Genomic DNA, 19,572 nt, shown 5'->3' on the forward strand with positions numbered 1-19,572 from the left:
CTATGAAACGCGCAGATGTGCTGCTGATTTCTATCGTTTTGATTGCTGCGCTTGCTTTTCTGGTGCCGAGATGGCTGTCAAATGATGCTGATAAAGGTGGGCCGGGCAAGGAACTTACGGCCAATATAACGGTAGACGGCAAGCTGTTCAAAACAGTAACGCTTACCAAAGAAGAGCAAACCATTGATATCCGTACAGATCGGGGCTATAACATTTTGAAGGTGCATGATTACGGGATTGAGATGTACGATGCGGATTGTCCCGATCAGGTATGTCTCGGCTTTGGATTTATCACGCTGCCCAAGCAGACCATAGTATGCCTTCCGCACCGGGTATTAGTTGAAATTGCAAGCGGGTCGGGGGAGGATGAAGTAGATGCCTATGTCCAGTAGTGAATCGGCTACAGCGCTGAAGCGGACGGTCATTATTGCGATTTTCGCGGCCGTTGCCGTAGTGCTGAGTATTGTCGAGGCTCAGATTCCGCTTGCGGGAATGGGGCTGATGCCCGGAGCCAAGCTGGGTTTCGCCAATATTATGATTTTGACCTGTATTTACTTTTTGCGTGGACGAGATGTATTCGTGCTGGTCATTCTGAAGACGCTGCTGACCGCATTTCTGCTCGGCACACTGTCCAGTCTGCTCTTCAGCCTGTTCGGCTCGTTGTTCAGCTTTGTGGTCATGTTCGCGCTGGTTAAGCTGGGGGGCAAGAAGTTCAGTGTAATCGGAATCAGCATTGCCGGCGGACTAGCCCATAATACCGGACAACTGCTGGCGGCAGCGATTGTATTCAAATCAATGAGTATTTTATACTACTTGCCGGTTCTGCTGATTATGGGAATCGTGACAGGGATTGCTGTCGGCTTCGCCGTGCGGTATGTCGTAGACTCGCTATCCAAGATATCCTTGTTTGAAGAGTTCCTGAACGGACCGGGTCACTAGCTGCGGAAGGATGACTAACATGAATCAATCGTACAATGATACAGAGGCCGGTGAGGAACCGGCCGTTATTACGCTAGCGGGGGTCTCCTTCGGATATGATCCGGAGCATCCGATTCTCCATGATATTAACGTGTCTATCCCGCAGGGCCAATGGGTAAGCATAGTAGGACCCAACGGCTGCGGGAAATCTACGCTCGTCAAGCTTCTGAATGCACTGCTGCCTAAGAGTGCCGGGGAGATTACTGTCTGCGGACATACGCTGCAGGAAGAGACAATTGGAGACATCCGGCAATGCATCGGGATGGTGTTCCAGAATCCGGATAACCAGTTCATCGGACAGACGGTAGAGGAAGATATCCTCTTCGGCCTGGAAGGCCTGTGTCTGCCCTACGAAGAGATGAAGCAGCGGCTTGATCTCTATACCGTGAAGATGGGCATTGATCATCTGCTGTCCAAGCATCCCGGAGAGCTGTCGGGCGGACAGAAGCAGCGTGTCGCGCTTGCTTCGATTCTTGCCATGAAGCCAGGCATCGTCATCCTTGACGAGGCCTCTTCTATGTTGGACGAAGGCAGCCGTGATGAGCTTATGGGCATTCTGCGGGACATGCAGGCAGAAGGGGCGTACACGATACTGCTGATTACACATGATCCGGATGAAATCCTGGCTTCGGACCGTGTGCTTGCGCTGCATGGCGGAAGCATAGCGGCGGATGTGCCGCCTGCGGAGCTGTTCCGTAATGAAGACCTGCTGGAGAAATGCCATTTGCGGGAACCCTACCCTTGGCGTCTTGCCCGTGAACTGCAGAGCAGGGGGATTACGGTGGATGTACCCGCCAGCGAAAAGGAGCTTATAGACACACTATGGCCATACAACTTCAGGAAGTAAGCTATACGTATGCTGACCGCAGTATGTGGAAGCAGACGGCGCTGCATGGGATTAATCTGAATATTGCCCAGGGGTCACTGACCGGGATTGCCGGGGCAACGGGCTCCGGTAAATCCACACTGCTCCAGCTGTTCAACGGGATTCTGAAACCGACAGATGGTACGGTGCAGGTGCTTGATGTGACTATCACTGCAGGAGAGAAGTCGCCGAAGCTGTTTCCGCTGCGCCGCCGGGTCGGACTGGTCTTTCAATTCCCGGAGCAGCAGATGTTCGAAGATACGGTGGAGAAGGACCTCTGCTTCGGGCCGCTTAACTTCGGCGTGAGTCCGGAGGAGGCCAAGGAGCGGGCACGCAAAGCGATGACGGACATGGGCCTGGATCTGGCCCTGCTTGAGCGCAATCCGTTCCGTCTGAGCGGCGGACAGATGCGCAAGGCGGCCATCGCCTCGGTGCTGGCGATGGACCCGGACATTGTCGTGCTGGATGAGCCGACAGCGACGCTGGACCCGGTAAGCCGCGCCGAGCTGATTGCGCTGCTGGAGCGGCTGTGCCGCGAGCAGGGCCGGACGATCATCATCGTGACGCACCGGATGGATGAGCTGCTGCCGTATGCCGACAGCTGGGCCCTGCTTAAGGACGGCGGGCTCGCCTTCCAGGGCAGCGGCCAGGAGCTGGCCGCTGATCCGGCGATCCTGGAGCGCTGCGGACTGACGGTTCCGCAGTCGCTCCGGTACTGGCAGGCCGTCGCCCAGCGCTTCGGCCTGGCCGGCGAGAAGCCGCTCCTTACGGCGGAGGCCCTCGCGGAACGGATCGCCGCCCTGCTCGCAGAGCGCAAGAACGCCGCCGGCATGGAAGAAAAGGGGAATGGCCATGAATGAACGCCTGCTGCTGGGACGGAGCATTGATACGGGCTCATGGGTCCATAAGCTGGATGCCCGGTCCAAAATTACGGGCATGCTGCTCTACGTAGTGATTATCCTGCTGTCCAATTCGTGGATGGCGATTGGGCTCATAGCCCTGTTCTCCATCATTGTTATGGCAACCACCCGCATCCCGCTAAAATATTTCATTAAGGCTGCGAAGCCTTTGCGTTATCTGATGTTATTCATCTTCATTGTGCAGTCCCTGTCCGTGAAGGAAGGGGATGTCCTGTGGTCGCTGGGCTCCTTCTCTCTGCATGAGGGAGGCCTGCGGCTGGGGGCGTTCTCAGTCATCCGCATGCTCTTCCTGCTGACCTTCACGGCACTGCTGACCTTTACGACAACGCCCGGCAAGCTGAACCAGGGCCTTGAAGGTGTGCTCGCTCCGTTTAAGAAGCTCGGCCTGTCACCGGACCGGATCACGCTGATGATCAGCATCGCGCTGCGCTTTATCCCGACGATTCTTGATGAAGCGCAGATTATTCTGAAGGCGCAGGCCTCGCGCGGCGCGGATCTGAAGGAGCTCCCTTTGAAAGAGAAGGCGCGGATGCTAGTTTCCCTGCTGGTTCCGGTCATCGCCAGTGCTTTCCGGCGTGCCCAGGACCTGGTGTATTCGATGGAAGCCCGGGGCTTCCGTATGGATGCGCCGCGCAGCCGGTATCACCGCCTCAGGTGGGGCGTCGCTGATACGCTGTTTGTTGCTATGTTCGTTGTCTTAGGAGTTGCAGTAGCATTATTGTAGGAAGTTTAGGAGGAAACAAGAATGGCACGTTATTTTAATGGTAAAGAGATTGAATTGTTGGCACCTGCCGGAACGTTTGAGATTTTCAAGGCTGTGATTGAATCGAAGTGTGATGCCGTGTATTTCGGCGGTCCGGTGCTGAATATGAGAATGATGCGCAAGGGCTATAACTTAAGTCATGAGGAAATAATTGAAGCCGTGTCGATCGCCCACAAGCTGGATAAAAAAGTATACGTCACCGTAAATAATCTGTTTAGCGAAGAAGACGTGGAAGAAGCCCGAGAGTACCTGAAGTTTCTGGATGGCGCCCGTCCGGATGCGCTGATCGTTCAGGATATGGCTGTGCTGGAGCTGATCCGTGAGATGGAGCTTACCGTTCCGGTTCACGCTTCGGTCATGATGAATGTGCATAATCTGGAGATGATTCACGCACTGAAGGAGCTTGGCGTCAGCCGGGTCGTTACCTCCCGTGAGATGGATCTGCAGACAGCGAAGCTGCTGGGAAGCAGAAGCGGTGTAGAGCTGGAATATTTCATCCATGGCGATATGTGTTCCGTGCACGGAGCGAACTGCTATTTCAGTTCCCAGGTGTTCGGGATGAGCAGCAACCGGGGCAAATGCATGAAGCCTTGCCGCTGGGATTACCGGATCAAACGTGACGGCTATGTCTTCCCTGCGGAATACCCGCTGGCCGTGAAGGATATGTTCATGTATGAGCATCTTCCGGAGCTGATTGAGTCCGGTATTACTTCCTTCAAAATTGAAGGCCGCATGCGCGACCAGGAGTTTATGGTGAACCTGGCCAACAGCTATGGCGATGCGATTGACCGCTATATCGATGATCCGCTGGGCTTTGACCGTACGGTGGATTCCAAAGAGCTGTACAAGAACCGCAAACGTGATTTTTCCACCGCGTACGCTTTTGGCAAACCGGGACTAACGAATATCAACCGCCGCTATGAAGGTACAGGCAAGTTCTATAGCACTGGCAAAGTATTCAGTACACCGACTGCAGAGCGCGAGCTGTCCGAAGCACGGGTAATGCAGCTGCGCGAACGGATGGCCGAAGATAAACGCAGTAAGCAGACGAAGCCGGAGCTGGCTGTGCGGGTGAATAATATGGAACAGGCGCGCGTCGTGCTGGAGATGGGTGTAGAGAGCTTATATATTCCGGGTGATGTGTTTGAGCCGGACCGTCCGTTCACGAAGCAGGATATTAAGGAGCTTGGAGCCATCAAAGGCCGGACCAAGCTGTACCTCGGAATGCCTCGGATGATGACGGAGCTGCATTTTGATCAATATGACCACTTGCTGAACGGGGAGAAGCTGCCGATTGACGGCTTGATGATTACGAACCTCGGAGCGATCCGCCGCTACCGTGGGACCGGCTACCCGATGATTGGCGATGCCAACCTGAATGTCTACAACCACCTGTCTGCCGGACTGTATACCGGACTCGGCCTTACGAAGCTTACAGTTTCACCGGAAATGACGTTGGAGCACTTTGCCTCCTTCATCTCGCGCAGCGATTTACCGCTGGAAGTTGTGGTTCACGGAACGCCTGCACTGATGTATATGGAGCATGATCTGTTCGAGAATACGGAAGTGATGGAGCCGATTGGTGAGGAAGACAACCAGTTTGTCAGCAATGATGTGCTGGTGCTCAAAACCGACAAAGGTGAGAATCCGGTCTACCGCGACCAATATGGCCGCTGCCACCTGCTGTTCGCCAAAGAGCTGTGTTATCTGCCGATGCTGGATGAGATGAACGGACTTGGGATTGCGAGCTTCCGGATTGAAGGGGCTACTTACAGCACAGATGAACTGCGCACGATTATTGCTGCTTACCAGGCTGCGCTTAACGGACCGAAGCTGGGCGATGATCTGCTGGGAGGACTTAAGCCGGTATACGCGGGCTACACACTGGGCTCACTGCAATTTAATTAATAATAATTCAATTTTAAAATAACGCTAGGGCGAGTATAATAACGGTAAGTGGTGTACTGATAAGTTATTATTTTCACAAACTAATAAGCTGATTTATACTTCGTATCCACATTATGGCCATCATCTTGGATTATCAGCAGCTGAAAGCGAGGGAACCTTCATGGAACAGAGCAACATCATTGGAAGAGATGCGGTAGCCGTCAAAAGAAAGCAGTATTTCTACCCGTGCACTGCACATTTTTACCGGGATGCCCCGCAACTGGTACGCGGAAGCATGCAGTACGTGTACGATGAGAACGGCAAAGAATATACGGATTTCTTCGCCGGGGTATCGGTTGTCGCCTGCGGCCACTGCAATCCGGCGATTACCTCCCGTACGATAGCACAGCTGCAGCAGCTGCAGCATACCTCGACCGTCTATCTGACCCAGCCGAATGTAGATTTGGCCGAGCGTCTGGAGGGTCTGCTGCCAGGCGCGTTGCGCCGGACCTTCTTCGTTAACAGCGGCTCGGAAGCGAATGAAGGGGCACTCCTGCTGGCCCGGATGCATACCGGACGCAAAGGGTTCATTGCCCTGGAAGCCGGACTGCATGGACGGACCAATCTTACAATGAGCGTGACCGGCCTGCAAATGTGGCGGACAGACGCTTACCTGGATGAAGAAGTGACGTTCATTGAGCGTCCGTATCATCCGGAGATGACGCTGGAAGAAGCTGCTGCGCAGTCGATTCAGAGCCTGAAGCGTGTTCTCGCCGAGAAAGGTGATACTATCGCCGCCATGATCGTTGAACCGATTCAGGGGAATGGCGGCATGATTATGCCAGCCCTGTCTTATTTCCGCGAGGTGAAGGTGCTGCTTGAGCAATACGGTGTCCTGCTGATCGACGATGAGATTCAGACCGGCTATGGCCGTACGGGAGCTATGTTTGCCATTGAGCATTTCGGCGTAGTTCCGGACATCATCAGCATGGCTAAGGCACTGGGCAACGGCGTACCTGTCGCCGCATTTTCGACTACAGATGAGATTGCCGCTTCACTGAACAAGCCTTCGGCCTCGACGTTCGGGGGCAACCCTGTATCCGCGGCTACGGCGCTGGCTGTGCTGGATTATATCCAGAGTGAACGGCTGCCGGAACGTGCGGCTGAGCTGGGCGGACGTTTGAAGGAAGGCCTGCTTTGGCTTCAGGAGCGTCATCCTGCGCTAATCACCGATGTGCGGGGGACCGGATTCATGCTGGGTGCCGAGCTTGCCGGTTCCGAAGCTGAGGGGGCGGCGGAGCGGACAGACCATGTGCTCGAAGAGATGAAGGACCGCGGCTACCTGATCGGCAAAAACGGCATAGGCCGCAATGTTCTCGCCTTCCAGCCGCCGCTGGTCGTCACCGCAGAGAATATTGATACTATGCTTGCTGCCTTGGATGAAGTGCTGTCCCTGGTCAAGCAAGCGATTCATTGAAGAAAGAGGCACAACATTATGGTTATCATTAATGCTTTTAAGCATACGGCACTTAAATTGAAAATGTTCAGCGAGCTGGTCATGTTCTCCCATACGCTCTTTTCCCTGCCTTTTGCCATCATCTCGATGGTATGGGCGGCGGGAGGCTGGCCTTCCGGCCATATGATGCTGTGGGGGCTGATCGCTCTAATCGGCGCGCGTAACGGGGCCAATGCGTTCAACCGTTTGGTGGACCGTACCTTTGACGGCAATAATCCGCGTACCGCACACCGGCATCTGCCGCAGCGTCTGATCGCTGAGAAGGAAGTCATCCTGTTCATCATCATCAACTATGCGCTGTTTATTGTCGCATCCGGGATGCTGAATCTGCTCTGCCTGCTGCTGTCTCCGGTGGCCATCGTGCTGATCTCGAGCTATTCGTACACGAAGCGTTTTACCTTCCTGAGCCATCTGTATCTGGGCTTCGTGATTGCTTCAGCGCCGATCGGTGCCTGGTTTGCTGTAACGGGGAATATTGCATTCACTCCATTCGTTATCGGGACGGTGGTCATGCTCTGGATTGCCGGCTTTGACATCATCTACGGGACCCAGGACATCGATTTCGACCGGAAAAATGGCTTATGGTCCATTCCGAGCTTCTTTGGACTGGAGAACGCGCTGCGGATCTCCAAGGGGCTGCATTTCATTATGATTATGCTGCTGCTGTTCCTGTACCTCTGGCGTGATCTTGGCTGGATGTATCTAGTGGGCATCGGGATTGCTACATTACTGCTGATGACAGAGCACAAGATCATCAAACCTTCGAACCGCAAGATGATGAAGGTGGCTTCTTATAATTTGAACCAGGTGATCAGTATGGTGATATTGCTGTGTACGTTGATTGATTATTTTTACGTTAATTAGTTTGCGGAGGCGCGGCTGGCGGCTGGCTGCCGGCCGCGCGGTAGAGGTTGGGATGCTGCACTGCGATGAATATTTGGACCTCCGATCGCTGTTAACTTCGGATTCCCTGATTTGAACCGCTGTTTGCGGTAGGAATCCGAGCTTAGCGTATGCTTCCGATGCGAGCTTTCCTACGGAAAGCTTTCAGGCGAACGCTGACGCTTCTCCAGTTCCAAAATTCCTCTCCGTTCCGTCCTAACCTCTCCCCAGGCAAGATTAACTTCAAAAAGACAACAAGCCTACCCAGCGGGGCGGGCGGCAAAGAGCGCGATAAGCTTAGGCTTCGCGCTTTTCTTTTTGCCTCCGTGAGACAACCCCCAAGGGACAACCCACAAGGATAACCCCCGAGAGAAAACACACAAGGACAACCCCCAAGGGACAACCCACAAGGATAACCCCAAGAGACAACCCCCAAGAGCAAACCTAAAAAGCAAACCTAAAAGCAAAACCACTAAGCTAAACACGCTCACGTTCGCGTTGCTGCGTTCACTTGTTTAGCAACATCATACAGGTAGAATTAATGCCCAGCTTAACTATTTCTGCTGCGCACCGTACAGTATAATCCATCAAAAAAACACGAATGAATCCTACCCTACTGGGTTCTTGTATAGTTTAGGTCTCTATAAAGTACCTGAGTAACTCTGAAAGGGCATAATGTTGTACGTATTACAACTCTGATTCATTAATAGTAGGGTATTCGAACGGATTGTTGTATGAAATACAACAATTGTTCCGTTAAGCGGCTCGGAAGAGGAGAAATGTTGCCTTTTGTACAACAATTTTGGATTTGAGTCAGGTTTATGAGGGAAATGTTGTATTCTGTGCAGGATTTTCATAAAAATCGCTGGGATATAGGCGGGGGTTCGCATAAAGCAAAAAAACGAGCCCCAAAGGACTCGTTTACTTAGAAATTGATATGGCGTGCAGTGGTTAACCTGCTGCACGGCTGCTCAGGCTCACCGGTCACGTCCGGCGAAATACTGCAGCAGGATCTCCAGATCGGCATGTGCCGGGAAGCTGGAGAGCTGCTGCACGATCGCTGCGGCCTTGGACAGGTAGTCCTGGCTGACAGCTTCTGTGCGGGCCAGAGCGTCGCTGTTCTTTACCAGCTCCAAGACATGCGCAACCTCTTCGGAAGAAGAAGAGGGGCCAATCCGGCGGATCACTGGGGCAAGCTCAGGGTCCTGCAGGGCGAAAAGTACAGGCAAGGTAACCTGGCCATGGCGCAGGTCGCTACCTGCGGGCTTGCCGAGCACATCCGCCGACTGGGTGAAGTCGAGGATGTCATCCTGAATCTGGAATGACATGCCGAGCGATTCGCCGAAATTATAGAGAAGATCGGCGACTTCTTCGGTGCTTTCTGTGGATAGTGCACCTACCCGCAGGCAGGTAGCCATCAGCAGCGCTGTTTTGTTACGGGACTTCTCCAGGTATTGCTCAAGTGTCAGGTTGTAATCAAAGGCATGCTCCATTTGCTGGTATTCCCCCAGACATAACTGGGCAGTGGCCACAGAAGACAGATCGTGAACGTAACGGTTCTTATCACCTGAATACTTGCTTAGCAGCTCGATGACGCGGGCGGACATATAATTTCCGATATGCACAGCGGATAGGATGCCGGTCTTGGTATGCAGCGCAGGCTCGCCCCGCCGCAGTTCGGCGTCGTCAATAATATCATCATGAATCAATGAGGCGGCGTGGATGAATTCAGCGGCTGCGGATAATTGCAGGGTTCTGCGTCCGGCCGGCTTGCGTCCGAACCGGCTGCCGACTATGACCATCAGCGGGCGTAGCCGTTTGCCGCCGGAGCCGGTCAGTTCAAGAATACTCTGCGCCAGCAGCGACTTTTTGGGAACATCCTTATCGCGGGTCACTAAATTCTTAATTTCACGGTTAATTTCATTGAGATCAATATGCAAGGCTTCGTGCAGCTTCATCTTTTGTGTTCCCACCTGTCAAATGGCTTTGCTTGTGCGGCTTCGCTGTCTGCGCTCCTGAATGAGGAATTCATCAAACCCCTGGGCCGGATCCTGTTCCGTGAAATCTCCATTTGACCGTCCAATTTGCATTTTTTTGATTGAGGGAGCCAAATAAGCAACCAGATCCAACTCTCGGCATTTCACTGCAAACTGCAGGTAAAAGCTGTATAGGTAATCTCCATCCAAAATGCTGCGGGTCAGGTCAGGATGATGTGGGACACATTCCATATGGCGCTGTGCAGCCACGGTAAGAATGGTATAAATACCTAGCAAATGGACTTTGCGGTCATATTCCAGATCATGGCGTTCCAGTACCGAGAGCAATTGCTCGCATTCTGCCGGAGAGAGATACAACTGAATTCCGGCGATCGGGGACATTTCAGCCTGAAGCATCCGGAATGTATCTTCAATGAGTTTTTTGTTCACAAGATTCTCTCCTTCTTGTCGGTTTTGCCGGAAGAAACCACAGCCCTGATTATCCCTACAAAACCATTCTGTACATCTTTATGCAGATATGTGCTTTCCCCTTGTTAAACAAGGAGAGTAATGTGTCCTAGGGACACATTACTCTTAAGAACATCATATTCAGCTTGCAGCAGCGCAGCATGTGCGTACGCCGCTACTGTATTTAAGTTATACACTTACTAAGAAGTTACCCGTATGATCAGTCGGTAAACAGATACCAGCGCCGGACGAGTGGAATCCTCTTCCACTGCTTCTTGAGCCAAGGAAGAACATAGTAATCCAGACCGAACACGCTGCCGGATCCGCCGATGCAGGCAATAGCCGCCGCAACGTACCAGAGCATTTCTGTAGCTGCCATCTTGGTGGTCCAGATCATGACCGCCATACCTATAGTAGCCAAGGAAGAAATAGCCGTGAACAAACCAACGATAAGCATAACACCGAAGACGATTTCGGCACAAACCATGCCGATTTGGAACCATTTAGCCAGGAAGGTGTAAGAACCGTCCGGGTTGTAGAACATAAGATCCATGAACCAGTTAGAAATATCATAGATGAAACCTGGAACCGGCAAAGCCGATACTGCTTCTTTGGCAGTGGATACTGCGGAAGCTGCAGATTGGGCATCTACGGTGTCTTTAACGGCATCCACAGCCACGCTGGCTGCAGAAGTAGCATCTGCATAAGGAGCTGCAGGAATCAGGAAGATTTTATTGGGATCAACCCAGATTTTTCTGATCTTCTCTATACCTTCATATAGCCACATACCACCCAAAAGCATACGGAGCGGAACGAGCCAGAAGTTCGGCGAGCGCTTGGAGAAGTATCCGCCGACAAAGCTCTTGCGGTTCTCAACATGGAAGAACTCGTGCATCATGTAAGTCCATACTTTGTTGAAACCCACAACCTGGGACAGGTAGAACATATTGATGAAATGTTTGGACAGCATAGCCATGAAGCCGGTCAGCATGAAGAATTTGCCCGGAAGACCAACGTTCGCTACACCGTAGCGGCTGCCGATCGAAACCATGGTGCCATGGAATCCTGGTTTGTAAGCTTTTTTAGGCGTGCCCTTGATATCGGCAGTAATATTGCCCGCGATAACAGGTGCAGCTTGTTCAGCATTCTCAACCATTTGTGGAACTGGACGTTCTTCGCCTTCAGGGATGAAGAAGATGTTATCCCCTACAACGTATACGTTCTTATGGTCAACACTTTCAAGGTGTTCATTCGTAACAATACGTTTGCGGCCTTGTTGCTGAACATCAAGACTGCCAACGATTTCGGAGCCTTCAACACCGGCCGTCCAGACGATAGTCTGAGCATCCACGATGTTCTTTTCGCCGAGGGCTACAGAACCTGTGCCTACCTCGGTGATTTTGGCGCCGGTAACAATTTCTACATTCATCTTACGCAGGCGGGCTTCGGCTTTCTGAATCAGCTTCTCTGGAAGGATAGGCAGAATCTTCGGAGCCATATCAGCTACAATCAATCTTACTTCGGAAGGATCAATGAAGAATTCCTTACACAGTTCTTCACGTTGCTCAGCCATTTCACCAACCAGCTCGACGCCAGTGAAGCCGGCACCGATGATTACGAAGGTCAGCATGGAACGGCGTACTGCCGCATTCTTTTCCTTCGCAGCTTTGGTGTACATGTCGCGGATTTGACGCTTCAGGGCAACTGCATCGTCATAAGACCAGAAGGAGAAGGTATTCTCTTCAGCTCCGGGAATTCCGAAGAAGGTTGGTTTACTTCCTGTGCCGATTACCAGGTAATCATAAGCATAGGTAGCTTTGTCGGATTTCAGCTTCTTGTTCTTGAAATCAATGTTGCTGATTTCGTCGAGAACAACATCCACTTTCAGGCCGGCAAAGATTTTCTTCAAGTCAATTTTGATCGAATCCTCAGGTGCGCGATTCGCAGAAACCTCATGCAGCTCAGTCAAGAGAGTGTGGTATGGATTTCGGTCGATCAGTTTGATTTCTACATCTTTGTCGTTCTTAAATTTCTTTGCCAGTTTCTTAGCCGTGAGTACGCCGCCGTAGCCGCCGCCCAAAATGACTATTTTCTTCAAGAGAAACTCACCTCATTCGTCTGATTAGCTGCAAAAGGATAGCGAATAATTATTTCGCGCCTTCAAGTGCTTTTTGTGCCAGTGTGAAATATTCACCAACGTGGATAGATACGCCGGAAATTGCATCTGTTTTGCCTTCAGCATCCAGGGTAGGAGCTGCGCCTTTATTTTCAAGGAAGTATTTCTCAGCAAGAGCGATTTCTTCGTGCCATTCAGCAGAAGCGCCGCCAGCTTTCATTCCATACTTACCGTCTACAGAATATTGTTTCTTATCATCGCCTGCAGCATTCACGCCGCTGAAATTAACAGCTACAACGTTACCGCCGGCAACGGATACAGCTACAGTGGATTTCCAGCCGGATTCAGCATCCATTTCGCCTTCAGCTTTGTAACCGCCGTCTTTGTAAGGACCCACTTGTACTGGACCAGCAGCAAGAGCAGCTTGAGCAGCGCCTACGAAGTCACTAACATGTACAGATACGCCGGATACAGCGTCAGTATGTCCTTCAGCATCGAAAGCGAGTGCTGCCGGATCTTGTTTTTCAATCAGGAAAGCTTCAGCTTTAGCTGCTTGTTCATGCCATTCGGATTGAGCACCGCCAATTTTAACCAAACCGTAGTTGCCGTCTTCAGATACTTTTTTCTTCAGATCGCCAGCTGTTTTGGTATTGAAAGCATTCCAGTCAGCTTTGGTGATTTTGCCGCCTTCTACAGTAAGCAGAACGAAAGTCTGCCAGCCAGTTTCTGCATCAACATCAACTGTTCCGTAGTAGGTGCCGTCTTGGTATTTGCCTGTTTCTGTTCCAGCGTTAGCTGCAGGAGCATTTGTTGCGTCAGCAGCAGGAGCAGTGGTCGCAGCAGCAGGTGCATTAGTTGCAGCAGCGTTGCCCGCATTGTTGTTGTTACCACAACCCGCGAGTAAAGTGCCAAGTACCAGGGCGCTCGACAAGATTACAGAAGCTTTTTTCATTTTGATATGACCTCCAAGAAAATAGTTTAAAATATATATATTAAAATGTAAAACATTTTAATAGTAATTGGAAGTGATAAAAATCACTTTATAAATGACATTTGTCACTTTGGAATCGGTCTAAGGTCCCTTTTTGTAGCAGGCATACGACATATATCGGCAGGTAATAAGAAAAAATTTAATTATCTCGTTTCTTGTTCGATGGCATTCTAGCACAAGCTGGGAAATACTCATGTGAAAATAATCACTTAAATGATAAATAAATTTACTTCTGAAGTATATCAAATTTTAAAATATATGAACAGCTTTTTAAAAGACTATTATGTGACAAACTATGACTTTATTTGCGGTTTGCGCTGCAGTTCCATTATGGGGGCCTGTCCCGGGGGTTTGGATTCACACAAAGGGCCAACGGGTAATAATTCACTGAGAATTATTAGCTTGTGCCAACAATAACCGACAGCTAAGGAGATGAGCTTGTAATGGACAACAATGTGCTAAAAGGTAAATGGTTACAGATCAAAGGTGAAGCCAAGAAGCAATGGGGCCAACTGACGGATGATGACCTCGATGTAATAGACGGCGAAAAAGATAAACTGGTAGGTAAGCTTCAGGAGCGTTACGGGCATTCCAAGGATGATGCAGAGGCGGAATACCGCAACTGGGAGCAGTCGATCCGCAGCTAAACGAAGAATATAGCCAGGCCTCAGATCAGATCATCACAAATGCAGGGAGAGGCGGATGTCTATGAATAATTCCCTCGTCGTTACAGGCCGGATTATTGAGATACATGCTGACCGGGTGCTGACACAGCAAGGAGATACCATCAGCACCTACCACCCCCGGTACTATATACTGCCGGAAGCAGAGACGTGGACACCGGCCGAAGTTGATCTGGATGAGGCACCTGTTATACAGCTTGGCGGCAATGACGGAGCTTCCGTACCCAAAAGGCGCTGGAAGGCAATGATGCCCTGGTTCACACCGCAGAAGAAGAGCGCAAATCGTATCTGATTTGCGCTCTTCTTCTGCGGACAGGCACAAGGGAGACTGCGTTTAGAAAGACTACCTCTTATACATATGCCATAGCACTGTGGCTTCATGATTTCATTCCTCTATGATAGTATAAATAATAATCGCTGTTATATCATTTTTGGCTGCAGGAGTGAGGCTATGGAATATGTAAAAATATTTTTTGTGAATACCGCTTTGCTGATTACATTGTCTTATCTGGCAAACTTAATATACAAACATACGGTGACCTATGCTTCTGAACCTGTGAAAAAAGTAAGCTGGGTCCTGCTCGCGATCTTCGCCGGGTGGGTAAGTACAATTTTCGGATACAGGCTGGACGAGCATGTGATTTTTGACCTGCGGTTTGTGCCACTTATTATTTCTACACTGGCTTATCCCCAGCCTCTGGTTCTTATCATTATTGGTGTCGGCACCGGGCTTACGCGGTTGACCTTCGGGGTTACCGAAGCAGCTGTGGTAGGCGTGCTGAATTTATCTATCCTCGGCTTTGTCTGCGCCGGCCTGAGCCTCTGGATGCAGCGTTCTTCTGCCTCTGTGATCCAAAAGGGACTGATTGCTGTCCTGGTGGTAAATGTAGTGAATGCGTTGAATATTACGGTATTTGGAGTTATCCCGGCGCAGGAATACATAACGGATATTCTGCCGGTCACGTTCCCGGCAGGCTTTGCTCTCAGTGTGCTGTTTGCGCTGATTATCCGCGACTTCCAGCTGGATCTGATGCGCACCGGACAGATTGTTAGAGCGAATGAGCTTTTGTCAGAGCAGACGGAGGAGCTTCATAAGAATAAAATCGTGCTGGAGGAGCGGGCCAAACAGCTGATGCTTGCCTCGCAGTTCAAGTCGGAGTTCCTGGCCAATATGTCCCATGAACTGAGAACACCGCTTAACAGTATCATTAACCTGTCCCAGCTAATTGAAGAAAGCGAAGATGAACTGAGTGTGGAAGAGCTGGCAGAATACGGCGGGATCATTCACCGCTCGGGTGAAGACCTTCTCTCGCTTATTAATGATATTCTGGACTTGTCCAAGGTAGAAGCCGGGAAGCTGGATATTATTAATGAAGACTTCAATGTCAGTGAGATCCCTGATCTGCTCCTTCAGCAGTTCAGTGTGGTAGCCAAACAGAAACAGCTGGACTTCGATATTTCACTGGATGCAGACATGCCGGGGGTTATCCATACGGATCCCCAGCGGGTGCAGCAAATTCTCCGCAATCTGCTCTCAAATGCCTTCAAATTCACTATGACAGGCGGTGTATCGGTGAATGTCCGCGTAGTGGAACGGCAAGAGGGGCTCTCCTCGCGGAAATGGGTCGCCTTTGAGGTGCAGGATACCGGGATTGGTATTCCGCCGGAGAAGCATGATCTGATCTTCGAGGCATTTGAGCAGGCGGATACAAACATCGGCCGCAAGTACGGCGGAACAGGGCTGGGCTTGTCAATCAGCAATGATCTGGCCAGACTGCTTGGCGGGTTCATTACTTTGAACAGCCGCGAGGGACAGGGAAGCTTATTCTCCCTGTATTTGCCGCTTTAACCCCAGAGAATGGGCAGATTCCGGGCTCCAACTTTATTTGTGATTTCGGTGTATTGACAGGAGATTGATGCGGAGTAGAATGAAGCAAAAGCCGCATCAAAGGAGTGTTATCACCCCATGAACATCATGAGAAACCGGCCCCTGCGGAACCGTTCCAAGGAAGTCCGCAAGGCCTCGATACATCGTAAGAATCTGCAGATCGCTACCTTTGAGGGGATACCAGCCACAATATTTCAGGTGCTGCTGCAAGGGCAGTTCCTGACAGGCTTTCTGTTATATTTAGGGGCGAGCTCCAGCCAGATCGGATTCGTTCTGGCGCTTACCACCCTGGTGAATGTGGCACAGATTGGTGTAGCTTTCCTGATCCAGAAGCTGCCGAGCCGTAAATGGGCTATGGTTACTTTTATTGGCCTGCACAGACTGCTCTGGGGATCTACCGGTCTTGTGCCGTTCATTTTTCCGCAAGAGTATTGGGTTACCGCTTTCATAGTTATGTATACAATCGCTTTCATTGCCAATACGGCAGGCGGCGTGCTGTGGAGCTCCGTCATTAGTGACCTGGTTCCAGCGCGGGTCAGAGGCCGGTATTTCGGCATCCGTAATACATTGCTTAATGCGCTTGGAAGCCTGGTGATGTACGGAGGCGGCATTATTCTGGACCGTTATCCGGGCGGACACGGGTTTCTTATCCTGTATATTATCGTATGGATTTTCTCGCTTTCCAATGTTATTGTGTTCTTCTTCTACCCTGATGTCCCGTTCGAGAAATCAGAAGAGACAGAGTTTCTGCCGATGTTTAAGAAGCCGCTTCACGATAAGCTGTTTATGAAGTCTACGCTGTTCCTGGCCGCATGGCTGCTGCTGCAGAATTTGACCGTGCCGCTGTATTCCTATGTGATGCTGCAGCTGCTTCATATCAATTATGAGAAGCTGTCGCTGCTGAATGTATCGCAGACGATCTTCATGATGGGCAGCTTCTATGTGTGGGGGAATCTGAACGCCAAGTACAGCAACAAACGGCTGCTGCTCTGGACGCTGCCGATTATCGCAGTCTCCTCGCTGATGTGGGGCCTGCTGTCCGTATTGCCGATGCTGCCGGTTCTGTTTGCCGCGCATATTGTATTTGGCATGGGCGTGGGGGGCTTCAACCAGCTGGCCTTCAACTTCATTATCGGGGATACGCCGAAGAAGGAACGGCCGATGTATATGGCTATGTATGCGGCACTCACGGGTCTGGCAGCCTTTTTCGGTCCGCTGCTGGGCGGCCGCATCTACGAATGGATTAAGAATTGGCCCGAATGGACGCAGGTGTACGGCATGCAGCTTGTGGTAGGGACGCTGATGATCACTTTGGCGCTGCTGCTGGGCCGGCGTATTTTGCGGGATGAGTAATAAGAGGATCTGCTGAAAGGGAGGCAATCAGGGTGACAAGAATTGCGTTAGTACTGGGAGCTACGGGTCTGGTGGGCAGTGCCCTGACAGAGGATTTACTGAATGGTGACTGGGATGAAGTCCGCGTGCTTGTCCGCCGGCCGCTGAAGCTGCAGCATGCGAAGCTTCGGCAGATCCAGATCGACTGGGATCAGCTTGGGCAATATAAGGAGCAGTTCGCAGGAGTGTATGCGGTATTCTGCTGTCTGGGAACCACGATTAAGCAGGCGGGTTCACAGGAGCAATTCGAGAAGGTGGATCTGGACTATCCGCTTGCTGCTGCGGCTCTAGCCAAGGACTATGGTGTGAAGCAGTTCCTGGCAGTGTCCTCTATGGGAGCGAACGCAAAATCACGCAACTTCTATAGCCGGACCAAGGGACGGGCAGAGGACGGGCTGATTGCTGCCGGATTCCACGGCTTACATCTGTTCCGGCCTTCGCTGCTGCTCGGTGACCGCGAAGAATTCAGGCTGGGAGAACGTACCGCTTCCGTAATCATGAAGGCGCTGGATTTCGCTATGGTCGGCAAAGCTGCGAAGTACCGGGCAATCCCCGCTGCCAAGGTGGCGCGGGCGATGAGGAATATTGCCCTTGCCGATACAGGCGGTGTGCATATTTATACCAATGAAGTAATTCATGTGATCGGCAAGCACTAGAACTTCAGAGGGTTTGCAATAAGCAGACCTCAGGACTTACAATGAGACTTAAAATGATGTGTACATAACGGCCCGCTGGCCGCGTACAGCAAGCAGGAGGAGCGAGACATGAGTAAAAAGCAGGTAGCAACAAGCAAAGCCCCGGGGGCCATTGGACCGTACAGCCAGGCAATTATTGCCGGCAACTGGGTATACACCTCCGGCCAGCTTGGCATGGACCCGGAAACGGCCGCATTGGCGGACAATGTGCAGGAACAGGCGCGCCAGTCACTTAACAATGTGAAGGCCATTCTTGAAGAGGCCGGCGCATCCATGGAGCATGTAGTCAAAACAACGGTATATCTGAAGGATATGAATGATTTCGCAGCCGTTAATGAAGTATACGCCACTTTCTTTACTGAGCCTTATCCGGCCCGCAGCGCAGTCGAAGTGGCGCGTCTGCCGAAGGATGCACTTGTTGAGATCGAAGCGGTAGCACGCAAGAAATAAGCTTTACTGAAGATAGAACCCGAAATGCCGGGCTGAATCCCATGTACCTCTTTGCAGGTGCGTGGGATTTTTGCTGCGGATTAGTGTGGAATAATGAAATCGGCCGGTAAGCAGGTAATGATAAAGGCTGCCCCGTCCCTTTGCAGGAGCGGGGCAGCCTTATGTCTTTTCACCGGTATCGTTAATATCTGCTGCGGGTACGCGGCGGGGTGAGCAGCAGCCAGATGCTGTAGAGCAGCAGAAGTCCTGCGGCAATCAGCCCGGTGAAGAAAATATTATCTGTATCCTTCTGTTCGATAGCAATGGCAATGAAGGCCCAGACGAAGACGAGCGGATAAATGCTGTCCCGGTGAGGGAAGCTTACAATAACAGCCAGCACTGCACCTACACAGAGGATAATTACAGCCCAGAGTGAATCGCTTAGCCCGAAGCCGTCCCAGTTGTTCTTCTCCAGCACGATGCTGACATTAACGATGGTAGCTACAGAGATCCAGCCGAGATAAATGCTGAAGGGCAGTCTAACCAGCCATTTCTCGCCGGAGGTGGGGTCCGGGATGCTGCGGGTACGGCGGTAGATTACGATCAGTGAAACCAGCATAAGCACCATGACAACCAGCGACAGCTCGATGTACAAATAATGCCAGAGGAACAGCCAGCCCATATTAAATATACAGCTGAGCATGAACCAGATGCCTATACGCTGCACGGAATCTCTGCCTCCGGTATCACTGCGGAACTGATAAATAATGAACCCGGCAAGCAGCAGGTAGATCAGAGACCAGATGGAGAATGCGTAGCCGGCCGGTGTAAGGTAAGTATGATATCTGTCTGAAATTTCTCCGGTACTGTTCCCGCCAAGCGGCAGCGTCACCGACAGCGTATTGACGGCAAGCACGCCGAGGTACAGCAGCAGATTCCACCACTTATAAGGGTTGCTTCTTCTCATGTTCTTATCACTCCCTAAGTTAGGTTATTTAGTACTTGCCTATCCTTGGCCTACATTGAATATACCCGCTTTAACAGCAATTAAGACTATCTCCGGCAAAAAAATGACCAACAGGTCATGAAATTAACGGATAGCTTTCCGTAAGCTCGGGGTAAT

19 protein-coding genes are annotated in these 19,572 nt (G+C 51.2%); 14 read left to right on the forward strand and 5 right to left on the reverse strand.

Annotated features, from left to right (window positions below; genetic code table 11):
• Positions 1-2 precede the first annotated feature (2 nt).
• The 8 genes from NSU01_RS02545 to NSU01_RS02580 all read left to right on the forward strand — a co-directional run bounded on the left by NSU01_RS02545 (position 3) and on the right by NSU01_RS02580 (position 7,793).
• The gene (locus NSU01_RS02545; protein ID WP_039309813.1) at positions 3-392 is read left to right on the forward strand and encodes a NusG domain II-containing protein; all 390 of its coding nucleotides are present in this window, start codon (positions 3-5) and stop codon (positions 390-392) included.
• A complete protein-coding gene (locus NSU01_RS02550; RefSeq protein ID WP_042133170.1) occupies positions 376-939 on the forward strand; it encodes a Gx transporter family protein in 564 nt (187 codons plus the stop codon). The genes NSU01_RS02545 and NSU01_RS02550 overlap by 17 nt, the downstream gene beginning before the upstream one ends.
• 19 nt (positions 940-958) lie before the next feature.
• Positions 959-1,825 carry an ATP-binding cassette domain-containing protein gene (locus NSU01_RS02555; RefSeq protein ID WP_052421644.1) on the forward strand — a complete coding sequence of 289 codons (867 nt, stop codon included), beginning with the start codon at positions 959-961 and terminating at the stop codon, positions 1,823-1,825.
• Positions 1,801-2,703 (forward strand): energy-coupling factor transporter ATPase, encoded by a 903-nt coding sequence (locus NSU01_RS02560; RefSeq protein WP_042133171.1) that lies wholly within the window; start codon positions 1,801-1,803, stop codon positions 2,701-2,703. The genes NSU01_RS02555 and NSU01_RS02560 overlap by 25 nt, the downstream gene beginning before the upstream one ends.
• The gene (locus NSU01_RS02565; RefSeq protein WP_076246078.1) at positions 2,696-3,487 is read left to right on the forward strand and encodes an energy-coupling factor transporter transmembrane component T; all 792 of its coding nucleotides are present in this window, start codon (positions 2,696-2,698) and stop codon (positions 3,485-3,487) included. The genes NSU01_RS02560 and NSU01_RS02565 overlap by 8 nt, the downstream gene beginning before the upstream one ends.
• Before the next feature lie 21 nt (positions 3,488-3,508).
• A complete protein-coding gene (locus tag NSU01_RS02570) occupies positions 3,509-5,434 on the forward strand; it encodes a U32 family peptidase (protein ID WP_076246080.1) in 1,926 nt (641 codons plus the stop codon).
• 160 nt (positions 5,435-5,594) lie between these two features.
• A complete protein-coding gene (locus tag NSU01_RS02575; RefSeq protein WP_076246082.1) occupies positions 5,595-6,890 on the forward strand; it encodes an aspartate aminotransferase family protein in 1,296 nt (431 codons plus the stop codon).
• An 18-nt stretch (positions 6,891-6,908) separates the two neighbouring features.
• Entirely contained in the window at positions 6,909-7,793 is an 885-nt protein-coding gene (locus NSU01_RS02580; RefSeq protein WP_042133181.1) for a UbiA-like polyprenyltransferase, read from the forward strand.
• Between the two features lie 995 nt (positions 7,794-8,788).
• On the opposite strand, the gene NSU01_RS02585 is transcribed toward NSU01_RS02580, so the two are convergent.
• The 4 genes from NSU01_RS02585 to NSU01_RS02600 all read right to left on the reverse strand — a co-directional run bounded on the left by NSU01_RS02585 (position 8,789) and on the right by NSU01_RS02600 (position 13,323).
• Positions 8,789-9,769: a polyprenyl synthetase family protein gene (locus tag NSU01_RS02585; RefSeq protein ID WP_042133185.1), complete on the reverse strand. Its 981-nt coding sequence runs from the start codon at positions 9,767-9,769 to the stop codon at positions 8,789-8,791.
• A gap of 18 nt (positions 9,770-9,787) precedes the next feature.
• Entirely contained in the window at positions 9,788-10,237 is a 450-nt protein-coding gene (locus tag NSU01_RS02590) for a hypothetical protein (protein ID WP_039309806.1), read from the reverse strand.
• A 238-nt stretch (positions 10,238-10,475) separates the two neighbouring features.
• Complete coding sequence (locus tag NSU01_RS02595) at positions 10,476-12,353, reverse strand: FAD-dependent oxidoreductase (RefSeq protein ID WP_039309805.1); 1,878 nt, start codon at positions 12,351-12,353, stop codon at positions 10,476-10,478.
• Between the two features lie 49 nt (positions 12,354-12,402).
• On the reverse strand, positions 12,403-13,323 hold the full coding sequence (locus NSU01_RS02600; protein ID WP_042133188.1) for a hypothetical protein: 921 nt from the start codon (positions 13,321-13,323) through the stop codon (positions 12,403-12,405).
• 482 nt (positions 13,324-13,805) lie between these two features.
• Between NSU01_RS02600 and NSU01_RS02605 the strand changes: the two genes are divergently transcribed.
• The 6 genes from NSU01_RS02605 to NSU01_RS02630 all read left to right on the forward strand — a co-directional run bounded on the left by NSU01_RS02605 (position 13,806) and on the right by NSU01_RS02630 (position 18,470).
• The gene (locus NSU01_RS02605; RefSeq protein WP_042133189.1) at positions 13,806-14,009 is read left to right on the forward strand and encodes a CsbD family protein; all 204 of its coding nucleotides are present in this window, start codon (positions 13,806-13,808) and stop codon (positions 14,007-14,009) included.
• Positions 14,010-14,064: 55 nt separating this feature from the next.
• Positions 14,065-14,337 carry a hypothetical protein gene (locus tag NSU01_RS02610; RefSeq protein ID WP_144026140.1) on the forward strand — a complete coding sequence of 91 codons (273 nt, stop codon included), beginning with the start codon at positions 14,065-14,067 and terminating at the stop codon, positions 14,335-14,337.
• Positions 14,338-14,496: 159 nt separating this feature from the next.
• Entirely contained in the window at positions 14,497-15,894 is a 1,398-nt protein-coding gene (locus NSU01_RS02615) for an ATP-binding protein (RefSeq protein WP_042133193.1), read from the forward strand.
• A 126-nt stretch (positions 15,895-16,020) separates the two neighbouring features.
• Positions 16,021-17,286, forward strand: a complete 1,266-nt coding sequence (locus tag NSU01_RS02620) for an MFS transporter (RefSeq protein ID WP_231575388.1) — start codon at positions 16,021-16,023, stop codon at positions 17,284-17,286.
• 32 nt (positions 17,287-17,318) lie between these two features.
• Complete coding sequence (locus NSU01_RS02625) at positions 17,319-17,981, forward strand: oxidoreductase (RefSeq protein WP_042133196.1); 663 nt, start codon at positions 17,319-17,321, stop codon at positions 17,979-17,981.
• Between the two features lie 108 nt (positions 17,982-18,089).
• Positions 18,090-18,470: a RidA family protein gene (locus NSU01_RS02630; RefSeq protein WP_042133197.1), complete on the forward strand. Its 381-nt coding sequence runs from the start codon at positions 18,090-18,092 to the stop codon at positions 18,468-18,470.
• A 181-nt stretch (positions 18,471-18,651) separates the two neighbouring features.
• Here NSU01_RS02630 and NSU01_RS02635 read toward each other — a convergent pair whose 3' ends face one another.
• Complete coding sequence (locus NSU01_RS02635; RefSeq protein WP_076246086.1) at positions 18,652-19,416, reverse strand: tryptophan-rich sensory protein; 765 nt, start codon at positions 19,414-19,416, stop codon at positions 18,652-18,654.
• Positions 19,417-19,572 lie beyond the last annotated feature (156 nt).

Source organism: Paenibacillus sp. FSL H8-0259 (genome assembly GCF_037963255.1).
GTDB classification, from domain to species: domain Bacteria; phylum Bacillota; class Bacilli; order Paenibacillales; family Paenibacillaceae; genus Paenibacillus_AQ; species Paenibacillus_AQ phytohabitans.

Coding starts and splice junctions, on each gene's coding strand:
- NSU01_RS02565 (WP_076246078.1), top strand. CDS start 2,696: ATGAATGAACGCCTGCTGCTGGGACGGAGCATTGATACGGGCTCATGG.
- NSU01_RS02545 (WP_039309813.1), top strand. CDS start 3: ATGAAACGCGCAGATGTGCTGCTGATTTCTATCGTTTTGATTGCTGCG.
- NSU01_RS02570 (WP_076246080.1), top strand. CDS start 3,509: ATGGCACGTTATTTTAATGGTAAAGAGATTGAATTGTTGGCACCTGCC.
- NSU01_RS02585 (WP_042133185.1), bottom strand. CDS start 9,769: ATGAAGCTGCACGAAGCCTTGCATATTGATCTCAATGAAATTAACCGT.
- NSU01_RS02615 (WP_042133193.1), top strand. CDS start 14,497: ATGGAATATGTAAAAATATTTTTTGTGAATACCGCTTTGCTGATTACA.
- NSU01_RS02635 (WP_076246086.1), bottom strand. CDS start 19,416: ATGAGAAGAAGCAACCCTTATAAGTGGTGGAATCTGCTGCTGTACCTC.
- NSU01_RS02575 (WP_076246082.1), top strand. CDS start 5,595: ATGGAACAGAGCAACATCATTGGAAGAGATGCGGTAGCCGTCAAAAGA.
- NSU01_RS02550 (WP_042133170.1), top strand. CDS start 376: ATGCCTATGTCCAGTAGTGAATCGGCTACAGCGCTGAAGCGGACGGTC.
- NSU01_RS02555 (WP_052421644.1), top strand. CDS start 959: ATGAATCAATCGTACAATGATACAGAGGCCGGTGAGGAACCGGCCGTT.
- NSU01_RS02610 (WP_144026140.1), top strand. CDS start 14,065: ATGTCTATGAATAATTCCCTCGTCGTTACAGGCCGGATTATTGAGATA.
- NSU01_RS02580 (WP_042133181.1), top strand. CDS start 6,909: ATGGTTATCATTAATGCTTTTAAGCATACGGCACTTAAATTGAAAATG.
- NSU01_RS02560 (WP_042133171.1), top strand. CDS start 1,801: ATGGCCATACAACTTCAGGAAGTAAGCTATACGTATGCTGACCGCAGT.
- NSU01_RS02605 (WP_042133189.1), top strand. CDS start 13,806: ATGGACAACAATGTGCTAAAAGGTAAATGGTTACAGATCAAAGGTGAA.
- NSU01_RS02630 (WP_042133197.1), top strand. CDS start 18,090: ATGAGTAAAAAGCAGGTAGCAACAAGCAAAGCCCCGGGGGCCATTGGA.
- NSU01_RS02600 (WP_042133188.1), bottom strand. CDS start 13,323: ATGAAAAAAGCTTCTGTAATCTTGTCGAGCGCCCTGGTACTTGGCACT.
- NSU01_RS02620 (WP_231575388.1), top strand. CDS start 16,021: ATGAGAAACCGGCCCCTGCGGAACCGTTCCAAGGAAGTCCGCAAGGCC.